At 60.6% G+C, this 11360-nt stretch carries 7 protein-coding genes; 6 read left to right on the top strand and 1 reads right to left on the bottom strand.

Annotated features, from left to right (window positions below; genetic code table 11):
- Positions 1-43 precede the first annotated feature (43 nt).
- Together ligA and Q5H31_RS00390 are read left to right on the top strand one after the other, a co-directional pair.
- Positions 44-2806, top strand: a complete 2763-nt coding sequence (gene ligA / locus Q5H31_RS00395) for an NAD-dependent DNA ligase LigA (RefSeq protein ID WP_007058309.1) — start codon at positions 44-46, stop codon at positions 2804-2806.
- Positions 2807-2981: 175 nt separating this feature from the next.
- A complete protein-coding gene (locus tag Q5H31_RS00390; RefSeq protein ID WP_007054010.1) occupies positions 2982-4097 on the top strand; it encodes an Mrp/NBP35 family ATP-binding protein in 1116 nt (371 codons plus the stop codon).
- A gap of 273 nt (positions 4098-4370) precedes the next feature.
- On the opposite strand, the gene Q5H31_RS00385 is transcribed toward Q5H31_RS00390, so the two are convergent.
- Positions 4371-5201, bottom strand: coding sequence for a hypothetical protein (locus Q5H31_RS00385; protein ID WP_007054011.1), 831 nt, complete (start codon positions 5199-5201; stop codon positions 4371-4373).
- A 617-nt stretch (positions 5202-5818) separates the two neighbouring features.
- Between Q5H31_RS00385 and Q5H31_RS00380 the strand changes: the two genes are divergently transcribed.
- From Q5H31_RS00380 to Q5H31_RS00365, 4 genes are all read left to right on the top strand, one after another.
- Positions 5819-6634: a carbohydrate ABC transporter permease gene (locus tag Q5H31_RS00380; RefSeq protein WP_007054013.1), complete on the top strand. Its 816-nt coding sequence runs from the start codon at positions 5819-5821 to the stop codon at positions 6632-6634.
- A 110-nt stretch (positions 6635-6744) separates the two neighbouring features.
- On the top strand, positions 6745-8880 hold the full coding sequence (locus Q5H31_RS00375) for a family 20 glycosylhydrolase (RefSeq protein ID WP_007055634.1): 2136 nt from the start codon (positions 6745-6747) through the stop codon (positions 8878-8880).
- Positions 8881-9044: 164 nt separating this feature from the next.
- Entirely contained in the window at positions 9045-9344 is a 300-nt protein-coding gene (locus tag Q5H31_RS00370) for an extracellular solute-binding protein (protein WP_007055628.1), read from the top strand.
- Positions 9345-9455: 111 nt separating this feature from the next.
- A complete protein-coding gene (locus Q5H31_RS00365; RefSeq protein WP_131221882.1) occupies positions 9456-11282 on the top strand; it encodes a TIM-barrel domain-containing protein in 1827 nt (608 codons plus the stop codon).
- Positions 11283-11360 lie beyond the last annotated feature (78 nt).

Genomic DNA, 11360 nt, shown 5'->3' with positions numbered 1-11360 from the left:
TATAGCCGGCCGAGGGGAGCCGAGCCCGCTAGGATAGACAACCATGAGCACGAACGAACAACTGGCATGGGATTTCGACGATGGGGATGTGGCCGAGGTCCGGCCTGATACCGGTATTGCACGTTTTGCCCCTGGCTCCGAACAATGGATAGCCGCACTGCAGCCCACTGACGACGACGCGATACGCCTCGACCGTTTCGACGTGAACACGATGACCGCTGAGGCCGCCGCCCGCCTGTGGGCTCGCGTGGCCGCATGGGTGGAATCCGATCAGATCGCCTACTACATCGACGACTCACCCGTCAGCTCCGACGCCGCTTACGACGCGCGCATGCGTTGCCTCGAACGACTCGAAGCGGCGTTCCCCTCACTGGACAATCCGCAGTCGCCCACCCATCGCGTCGGCGGCTCCTTCTCCAACGACTTCGCCTCCGTGCGCCACCCCAGCCGCATGATGAGCCTTGACGACGTCTTCTCCATCGAAGAACTCAAGGATTGGTACGACTCGGTGATTCGCGACCTCGATTGGCCTGAATCCAAGCCCCTGCCCATGAGTTGCGAGGTCAAAATCGACGGCCTCGCCCTGAACCTCATCTATCGCAACGGCGTGCTTGAACAGGGACTGACGCGCGGCGACGGCGTTACAGGCGAAGACATCACCCTGAATGTGCGAACCATCGGCTCCATTCCCGCAAACCTCGGCGGCCCCAAGGAAGACGTTCCGGACTTCGTGGAAATCCGAGGCGAAGTGTTCATGCGTTGGGATGATTTCCACACCCTGAACAACGAGCAGGAGGACGCCGGACGAGCGCCCTTCGCCAACCCACGCAACGCGGCTGCCGGCTCGCTGCGTCAAAAAGACCCTCGCATCACCGCCACCCGTCGCCTGAGCTTCTATGCGCATGGTCTGGGGCAGCTCACTTGGGGGCCGGACCATCCGCGCGGCACCCATGACGTGGTCGCCGACCAGTCGCAGGCCTACGATCTATACACCAAGTGGGGCGTGCCGGTCTCCCCGCACAATCGTGCGGTGACCTCATTCCAGGAGATCCTGGACATGATCGAGTACTACGGCGAGCATCGTGGCGACATCGAGCATGCACTTGACGGCATCGTCGTCAAGGTCGATGACCTGGGCCTGCAGCGTACCCTCGGCGCCACTTCGCGCGCGCCGCGCTGGGCCATCGCCTACAAATACCCGCCCGAAGAGGTCAACACCGAACTGCTCAACATCACCGTGCAGGTGGGGCGTACCGGCCGTGTGACGCCGGTCGCCGTGCTCAAACCTGTCTACGTGGCCGGCTCCACCGTGGCTCGTACCACGCTGCACAATGGATTTGAAGTCAAACGCAAGGGCATTCTGATCGGCGACACCGTGGTGGTGCGCAAGGCCGGCGATGTGATTCCCGAACTGGTCGGCCCGGTGCTTGAACGGCGCAAAGGGCGTGAGGACCAGCTGCGCGAATTCGTCATGCCCGAGTTCTGCCCTTCATGCGGCGCGAAACTGTCACCCGCCAAGGAGGGTGACAAGGACATTCGCTGCCCGAATGTGGAGAGCTGCCCGGCCCAGTTGACCGAGCGCGTGATTTCGCTGGCCTCACGCAAGGCGTTCGACATCGAGCACTTGGGCGAACAATCGGCCATCGCTCTGACCAACCCGGAGGAGAACCGGCCTGATTCGGTGGCGACCTACGCGCCGAACATCACCGAGGTTCTGGTCGCCCCCGGCGAAGAGCCTGACCCGTACGAGCCGGTGGAAGGGCTGGAATTGCCGGCCGCGCAGAAGCCGGTGTTGTCTAACGAATCCGGGTTGTTCAACCTGACCGCCGCCGATCTGCGCGACGTGCGCGTGTGGCGTGAGGCCGCAATCGTCGAGGTGCATGAGACGGTCGGTGCGAACGGTAAGAAGAAAAAGGTGCGTAAGCGTGTCGGCGGCTCTGGCCTGTGGCATCAGGTGCCTGCTTTCTGGACCGCGCCCACGCCGGCCAAAAAGCTCACGGCCAAGCAGCTGGCCGAACGCGCGCAAGGGGAGGCCGCAATCGAATCTGCCGAAACACAGGGAGGTACCGCCAGCGAGACGACCGGCGCACCTACCGGGGCTGAGGCGCCACTTGGTACTATGCCGGGCTTTGCCGCAGCCTCCTATCCTGAGTATGACGTGCCGGCCGACGCGGTTATCGTGCGCGTGGATCACAAGACCACGCGCACTGGCGTCACGGATGTACCGGTGATCATTCGGCCCGGCGAAAACACGCGCAAGATGTTCGACGAAATGGACAAGGCCCGTCACGCCGACCTGTGGCGTGTGCTGGTCGCGTTGTCGATTCGCCGGCTCGGTCCGCCTACCGCACGCCTGATTGCCTCGGCGATGGGCTCGCTGGCAGCCATCGAAAACGCCACGATTGAAGATCTGACGGCCATCGACGGGGTGGGCCCGGAAATCGCCGAATCGGTGGTGAACTGGTTCGCCGCCACCCGCGAACCCGGCGACTGGCGCGGCGCGACTTTGCGTGCTTGGCAGGCCGCCGGCGTGGGCGTCGACGAGGCCGAGACCAGTTCGTTGCCGCAGACGCTGGCCGGCAAAACCGTGGTGGTCACCGGTTCATTGGAGGGCTATTCGCGTGATTCCGCCAAAGAGGCGATTATCGAGCGCGGCGGCAAGGCGGCCGGTTCGGTGAGCAAGAAGACCGATTACGTGGTGATTGGCGCAAACGCCGGCTCCAAGGCCGCCAAGGCCGAGGAACTCGGCATCCCCATGCTGAGCGAAACCCAATTCGCCCAGCTCCTAGCCACCGGCACCATCTAAAATAGCCCCCTCAGACGCTTCATTAACCCCCTCTGATGAGGGGGCTGTCAGCCTTTAGGCTGACTGGGGGAGAGAAAAAGCGAATCCCGCCCCAGTGTGACTTACTCCACTCCCTCTGGCATGCCGCCGCATCACACGCTAGGGTAGAACAGGCCCTAAAGGAGGATACGGATTTATGAGCGACGCACGTCAGATCGAAGCCGACATCTACGAACGCCTGAGCAAGGTCATCGACCCCGAGCTCGGTCGTTCGGTCACCGACCTCGGCATGATTGCCGCCATCGAAGCCGCGCCCGCATCGTCGGACGCCGGCACTTACGACGTCACCGTGCACGTTGAGCTGACGGTTCCCGGATGCCCACTGAGCGAGACCATCACCAGCCAGATCAATGGCGCGGTCAGCTCCTATCCGGGCGCACAGCTGCTGCCTCATATCGAAGTCGGTTCGATGAGCCGTGACAAGCTGGCCGATCTGGTCGCCGACCTCAAGGCCGAACGCAAGCAGAACCCCTTCAGCAAACCGGGTGTCAAGACCCGCATCTTCGCCATCGCCTCCGGTAAGGGCGGCGTCGGCAAGTCCTCGGTTACCGCGAACCTGGCCGCCACGTTTGCGGCCCTCGGCTTCGACACGGCCGCCATCGACGCGGACATTTATGGCTTCTCACTGCCGCGCCTGTTCGGCGTGCATACACAGCCCACCAATCTGAATGGCATGCTCATGCCGGTCACCGCGTGGGGCGTGAAACTGATCTCCATCGGCATGTTCGCCGGTGCTGACCGGGCGATTCTGTGGCGTGGGCCGCGACTGCAGCGCTCCTTGGAACAGTTCCTGTCTGACGTATGGTGGGGCGAGCCGGACGTCCTCTTGCTCGACTTGGCTCCCGGCACCGGCGACATGGCGATTTCCGTGGCCCAGGCGCTGCCCAACGCCGAACTCGTGGTGGTCACCACCCCGCAGCCCTCCGCTTCTGACATCGCCGTGCGCTCCGGACTCGTGGCCCTGCAGGTGCCGATGAAGGTGCGTGGCGTGGTGGAGAACATGAGCTACTACGAGCACAAGGGCGAGAAGCTGGAGATTTTCGGTGCCGGCGGCGGTCAGCGCGTGTCTGAACAGCTCACTCAGGCGCTGGGCTATGACGTGCCGCTGATGGCCCAGCTGCCGCTGGAACCCGAAGTGCGCGAGACCGGCGAGGCCGGCCGGCCGGCGGTGCTGGACGCCGACGGCGCTTTGCGTACGGATGGCATTGGCCAGACCTTCCGAGGGTTGGCTGAACGGCTGTTGGCAGTGTGAGCCTGCGCAGCCTCACACTTTTGTAGGCGGCGTTGGCGTTTAAGTCCGGTTCGCTGCTGGTGGGCGAATCGCTTGACCACAGCACCCGCGACCTGGTGGTCGAGGCAATGGAGCGCACTGTCGGCGTGGATAGGCTCATTAACCTGCAGGCCATTCACATGGACGAGGACGCCGTGCCGCGCTGCCTTGGTATGAATGGGAGATCTACGTTGAGCCCGATATCTGGCGGGTGCCTCGCAGTAAATAACGGCATAGCGCATTGTCGGTGCGATGCTAAGAGGTAATGGCCCATGAGCGGTTCCAATCGGCGAGATTGCGTTGCCGGGACACCACGACATGGGCCATCTCGATAAAACGATGCCGCGTGTCGGCTGTTCTCAGGTCATCCGCAGTGACGAGAATGACGATCCAGCCGAGCAGTTGCAATGCGTTTCGCTTTGCCGCGTCGATTCGCATTTGTGCCGGATCGGCGTGATAGGCTCCCTGATATTCGAACGCGACGCGGCAGTCCGGATATGCCATATCCAATATGACGTATGAGTTGCCGATATTCACGCGATAGTTGGCGGTGGGGCATCCCAAGCCTGAATCCTTCAGCATCCCAAACAGCGTGTTTTCCGGCGGAGAATCCGTGTTCTCTGTCATGTAGGGCAGTGCCTCGTGGCATTTGTTACGACCTATGAACCGCGGACTGATTTCCAAGTAAGTATCGAAATCCTTGCGAGTGGCCATTCTGCGCCGTTTATCGCGGCTCATCAAAGAGGCTCCAATGGCCGCAAGTTCCTCCAATGTAGAGTATTGGGCCATCTGAGCCCACATCATGACCGGCGAGGCAATCCAGAACTGTTCATAATCCTTTTTGCGGATATCCAGTTTTCCCTTAAACACATGGAAGACCACGCCTTTGATTCGTCTGCGTTTGTTGGCACTGGAAACACAGGCGTGCACGGCATCAACAGATAGCGTGCAATGTCGGGGGATGGGCGCGCCGTAGTAGTTGGCCGCATTGATGTATCCCACCAGCAATGGACCTTTCGAACGGCGCGCAGCATCATTGCAGCGTTCACGTTCTGCTCGGCGTCGGCCGACAATATCCTCATGCATAAAAGAGCTCATGATGCGACCGTAAAGCTGATTTGGACTTGAATGCAAGCCAGGCAGGGCAATGTGGTTCCAGCTTATGGAGTTATCCACATTGTCTATTTGCGCAGAGAACGGTTCTCAGTAGTATCTGTGCGCTCAAATGAACAAGAACATAACAATCTCACATCATCGCAAATGGCGACATGGCAGTGATTAGGGCATATTCCATGTGTGCTTCGGGCGTAGAGAAGTGTGCACAGACATTATTGAGAACCGTTCTCTGCGCGCCTATCTGGCTACGACCTCGGTGGGCAGGAGCCCCGTGCGCTGGAACGGCCGGTCCTCGATCTGGTCAAGCACTAGGGTAGCCAAGCTGACGCCGAATGCGTCCATTGGCTGGCGCACGGTGGTCAGCTGCGGGCACGCTGGCGTCGGCGTCGACGTCGGCAAGTACGACGGTCCGATGATATAGGCGATTCGTCGATACCCGCGCCCCAACATATGCTCGGTGAGCTTGCGTGAAGCGAGTCGGTTGTCGATGTCGACGGTGGGGAAGGGGTGGCGCTGCCATAGCCGACGCCGGAAATGGCGACTGGCACGCTGATATTGGCGAATCCCTGAAATAGCGGGTCGTCCTTATGAAATGTGTTGAGAATCCACGGGCCGTATCGCATGGCGCAGCGCAGTCTGCACCGCCCCGCCGCCGAACCAACCCCGGCAAGATCGCGCGCCGCGCCGGCACCACTATCCTCGCCCTGCTGTTCTGCGTCGTATGGTTCTTCCCGGTCTACTGGATGATTATCACCGCCGTAAAGCCGCGCGATGAGATCATGACCACGACCCCCGTGTTCTGGCCCATGCACCTCTCGATCGTCCTGTCGATTATTGTCGCGTTCTTCGCGTGCACGGCCCTGACCCTGTACCGCTTCCGCGGGCGCAAGCCGATCATGGTGTTCGTGCTGGCCATCCAGATGACCTCTGGCGGCATCATCCCGCAGATCATCATCTACAACCAGCTCGGCCTGCTCAACAAATACAGCGGCCTGATCCTGGCGTACATCGCCATGGTGCTGCCGTTCGCGATCTGGAACATGCGCGGGTTCTTCCTGAACATCCCGAAGGACATCTTCGAATCCGCGGCCGTGGAAGGCGCGAACGACTGGCAGATCCTGTGGAAGATCACCTTCCCGCTGGCCGCGCCCGGCATCGTCTCGACCTCGGTGTTCGCGTTCATCAACGCCTGGAACGACTACATGATCGCCTATACGTTCATGAAGGACCAGTCGAAGTACACGCTGCCGGTATGGCTGTCGTCCTTCTCGACACCCACCATGGGCACCGATTTCGGCGGGCAGATGGCCGCTTCGGTGACCTTCTCGTTGCCGGTGGTGGTGTTCTTCATGCTCATCCAGCGCAACATCATGAAGGGTGTGACGACCGGTGCCGTGAAATAGCGTATGCCGCCGTACCTCACCAAACGATTCGTCCGCTGATGGCGGCGTGACCGCGTGTCGCCTGCCGTCAGCGGATGAACGATAATAAAAACAGTATGAAAGGAACAGCTGTGCCCACATTCGAATATAAGGCTGATGCCGCAACGCCGTGTCTCACCCTGATTCCCGCTCCGGTGACATTGGAATACACGCATGGCACGGCTATGATCGGGTCCTTGGTGACGATCGAGAAACGAATTCCCGAATATGCCGTCACCGAAGATGCCGATGAGACCTGGGAAACGCTGCCAATCGAGCAGCTGTCCAGCGAACTCGAGCGTTACTGCGGCGTCGCCGTCCGTACGCGCCGAGTACTCACAGCCACAGATGAAGCCGACGCCGGTGCCAATGCCGCCGAAAAAGCGCGAGATGCGGGCGTGGGTGCGGGTGCGGGCGCGGGTGCGCCGGCAGCGATGAACGGCACCGTCATATTGCTGTGTGTGGATGCGCGATTGGCGCATGACGAATACACGCTGGATGTGTTCGCCTCAGATACCATCGCCGTGCGTGGTGGCAGCGAAAGCGGATTGCGGTACGGCATGCAGACACTGCGGCAGATGATCAGGCAAACCTCGCGGACCTTGCCCTGCCTGCATATCCAAGACAAGCCTGCGTTCGCGGTGCGCGCCTACAGTCTTGACGTGACGCGCGGGCGTGTGCCGACGATGGCGTTCCTCACCTGGTTCATCGACCAGCTGGCGTTGTATAAGTACAACCAATTCCAGCTGTACGTGGAACATGCCTTCGCTTTCGGCGAGCTCAGCGAAGCGTGGCGCGGCACTGACCCGCTCACGGCCGACGACATCATGTTCCTGGACGAATACTGCGCACACCACGGCATCGAACTGGTGCCGTCCTTGGCCACTTTCGGGCACATGTATATGAACCTGCGCACCCGTGAACATCGTGGACTGGGAGAGTTCCCCGAAGACGCCGACCGTCCGTTCAGTTTCATCGAACGAATGGAACACCACACACTGAACGCAGCCAACCCCAAGTCGCACGATTTCGCCTCGCGCCTAATCGAGGAATACGCGCCGCTGTTCCGCTCGCGGTCCTTCAATATTGGTGGCGATGAGACTTTCGACTTGGGCCGTGGCCGGTCCGTACAGGACTCGCCGGGCGCCAGTCGCGATGAGCTGTATGCCGATTTCGTCAAAGACCTATGCAGCACGCTTGCCCATCGTGGTCTACAACCGATGCTGTGGGCGGATATCGCGCTCGAGAATCCGCACACCATGGACTTGCTGCCCGGCGACATCACGATGCTCAACTGGATGTATGAGCCGGATATCGACGAAAGCAAGATCCAGACCATCGCATCACAAGGCCGCCGCCAATTCGTGTGCCCTGCCGTGCGTGCGTGGAGCCGGTTCTTCCCCGACTATGACGGTGCCTGGCTGAACACGTACCGCATGGCGGTGGCCGGGCTCAAATATGGTGCGGAAGGCATGGTGGTCACCGATTGGGGTGACTATGGGCATGTCAATGATCCGCGGTTGAGCGTGCCGGGACTGTGCTACGGTGCGCAAAACGCGTGGAACCCGGTTGCAATTGACGCATGCGAAATGAACCATCGGATTTCTAATCTGGCGTATGGCGACGAATCCGGTTGGCTTATGGATTCACTCGCTCGCATCGACTCCGATGGAGTGTCGTTCCCCTGGGACCTCGCCGTGCAAGTGCTGGAACTGGAATACGGTTCCGGCACCGGCATGCTGAATACGGATGTGGCATCGTATGTGGAACGGTCGTGCGGGGGAGAGCTCATGTTTGACCGTGCGCTGGGATGCGCCGACGCGCGCCGCCGATTGCTCCTGCGGAACCATGCCCGTCTCGAACGACGCCGGGATTGCGACCGGGCGTTGATTGATTGCGGCAGTGCGGTTGTCGCGGTGCTCGATGGCTCGGCACGAGGAGGATTGAACCCGGAGCTGCTGTGGGTGATGCTGGATGGGCAGCGGTTGTTCAATAGACTGGGTGAGGAACTGCTGGTATTGGCTGGCGGCGAGGACGCCTGTGACACCAAGGATGTGACCGGCCGTGCGCTGGATGCCTCGCGCCGCGCCCGTCTTGCCGCCGATTTGGAGTTGTGGTTCGAACGGTACCGTGTGCAGTGGCTGTCCATCGGCCGTTACGCCGAATTGGCGCGTATCGCCCATGTGGTGTGGTCGTTTGCGGACATATTGCGTAGGGGAGCGCTATAGGGGGGGGCTCGCAGAAATTCGGTCCTGCTGAGAACAATGTGAGGCTTACGCGCCGTCAAACGCACATGGTGATTTCAAAAATGGCGAATTGCTGCCATTCTTGCACCTGTGCGTTTGATGGGAAATGTGCGTATGCCTCACATTTTTTTGCATAAAGCATGAAAATGTGTGAGACCGGCGTCAAGGTCGAATTCGAGAAGAAGGCCTTCGAACAGATTCGCCAGAACGCCTCCCAGGTCCTCAACTCCGACGACGCTCCGGACGTTACGGAATACAACAAGGGCAACGCCACGTCCGGCCTGCTCGCCAGCCAAGGCCTGCTCACCAACCTCAACGATTACGTGTCCGAATATGGCTGGGACAAGATTATCACCGGTTCCTTGGCCGACACCGGCAAGTACGATGAGCAAGGCATGATGGGCTCCGGCGACTGGTACGGCATCACCACCGGCGCGGTGAAGTAAGGTCATTCGCACAACAGGCAATTCAATCAACAAGCAGCACATATTGATTTTGGTTTCGGCTGCCTTGTTCCCTGGCGGTCGAAACCACCTCTCCACCAAGGAGCAGCAACAATGAAGTTCACCAACGGCTACTGGATGATTCGTGACGGCGTCGACGCCCTCTACGCTCGTGAAGCCTACGAACTGGCGGCGGATGCCACCACCGAAAGCCTCAACGTCCTCGCCCCGACCTCCGTGGTGCGCGGCCGATACGATACCCTGAACCTGCCCACATTCAATGTGGACATCACCACACCTGCGGAAGGCGTGATTCGTGTGTGTGCCGAACACTGGCAAGGCGCCACCGAATACCCCGGATTCCCGCTCAATGCCGACGAACCCGGCAACCGTGATTACGTGACCGTTCAGGCGAACGGCAATGGCGACGGCGAAGTCGGCGTCAATGGCGCGGATGTCACGCTGACCACTGGCGGACTTACCGTGAAGGTCGTCAAGGGCGCCCCCTGGAACCTGACCTTCATCGGCGAGGACGGCAAGGTGCTCACTGAGTCCGCAGGCAAGTCGCTGGGCCGATTCAAGCTCGGTGCCGAATCGAACGTCACCGCCCAGCCGGTCAGCGAATTCGGTGTGACCATGGACGGTTCCGCCCGTGATGAATCCGACGTGTTCATTGCCATCCAGCTGCATCTGTCGGTTGGCGAAGACGTATACGGCTTGGGCGAACGCTTCGGCGCTTACGTGAAGAATGGTCAGAGCGTCGACATCTGGAATGAGGATGGCGGCACTGCTTCCGAGCAGGGCTACAAGGACATCCCGTTCTACATGACCTCCAATGGGTATGGCGTACTGGTCAACAACCGCGGCCATGTCTCCTTTGAGATCGGTTCCGAGAACACCGAGGCCACCATCAACTCCTTCATCGACGGTATGGCCGAGCGTGATATTCCGCTGGCCGCCTTCCACTACGACTGCTACTGGATGCGCGAGTTCCATTGGTGCGATTTCGAGTGGGACAAGCGTTTCTTCGGCGACATCGAATCCACGCTGAAGCGCCTGCACGAAGACAAGGGCTATCTGGTGCGCAAGCCCAATGGCGAAGTCTGGCAGACCGACTTCTGGCAGGCCGGCATGGGCTTGGTGGACTTCACCAACCCGGCCGCCCGTGAATGGTTCAAGGACAAGGTCAAGGCCCTGCTGAATCAGGGCGTGGACGCCATCAAGACCGATTTCGGCGAGCGTATCCCGCGCGACGTCGTCTGGTATGACGGCTCTCCGAAGCTCTCCATGCACAACTGGTACACCCAGCTGTACAACCAGGCCGTGTTCGAAGCCATCGAAGAAACCTACGGCAAGGGCAACGCCTGCCTGTATGCGCGCTCCGCCACCGTCGGCGGCCAGCAGCAGCCCGTGCATTGGGGCGGTGACTGCGAGTCCACCTTCAATGGCATGGCCCAGTCCTTGCGTGCCGGCCTGTCGCTGACCTCCTCCGGCTTCGGCTTCTGGAGTCACGGCATCGGTGGCTTCGAGGGCGCGTTCCCGGATCCGGCCGTCTACAAGCGTTGGGTGGCGTTCGGCATGCTCGGCTCCCACTCGCGACTGCACGGTTCCACCGTGTACCGTGTGCCGTGGCTGTTCGACGAGGAAGACGAGAAGAACGGCGTCGCATTGGTGCCCGGCCAGACCGCCGTGGATGTGGTGCGCGAGTTCACCAAGTTCAAGCTTGAACTCATGCCGTATGTCTACCAGCTTGGCCTGCAGCCTCATGTGAACGGTACTCCGGTCATGCGTTCCATGTTCGTGGAGTTCCCCGATGACCCGGCATGCCGCACGCTGGACCGTCAGTATATGTTCGGTCCGTCCATGCTGGTCGCCCCCGTGTTCACCTACTCCGGTGAGGTTTCCTATCGATTCCGCTGTGGGTGCGCGACGGCAGCGTAACGACATGAACATTTCAGCGTGGTGCTGTAACACTTCGGTGTTGCGGCACCACGCTTTTGTGCTGATATGGGGATTTGT

Origin of the sequence: uncultured Bifidobacterium sp., from assembly GCF_959020155.1 — a bacterium.
Lineage (GTDB): Bacteria > Actinomycetota > Actinomycetes > Actinomycetales > Bifidobacteriaceae > Bifidobacterium.
This window is presented reverse-complemented; position numbering and strand designations above follow the sequence as displayed.

Coding starts and splice junctions, on each gene's coding strand:
- ligA (WP_007058309.1), top strand. CDS start 44: ATGAGCACGAACGAACAACTGGCATGGGATTTCGACGATGGGGATGTG.
- Q5H31_RS00390 (WP_007054010.1), top strand. CDS start 2,982: ATGAGCGACGCACGTCAGATCGAAGCCGACATCTACGAACGCCTGAGC.
- Q5H31_RS00385 (WP_007054011.1), bottom strand. CDS start 5,201: ATGCATGAGGATATTGTCGGCCGACGCCGAGCAGAACGTGAACGCTGC.
- Q5H31_RS00380 (WP_007054013.1), top strand. CDS start 5,819: ATGAAATGTGTTGAGAATCCACGGGCCGTATCGCATGGCGCAGCGCAG.
- Q5H31_RS00370 (WP_007055628.1), top strand. CDS start 9,045: ATGTGTGAGACCGGCGTCAAGGTCGAATTCGAGAAGAAGGCCTTCGAA.
- Q5H31_RS00365 (WP_131221882.1), top strand. CDS start 9,456: ATGAAGTTCACCAACGGCTACTGGATGATTCGTGACGGCGTCGACGCC.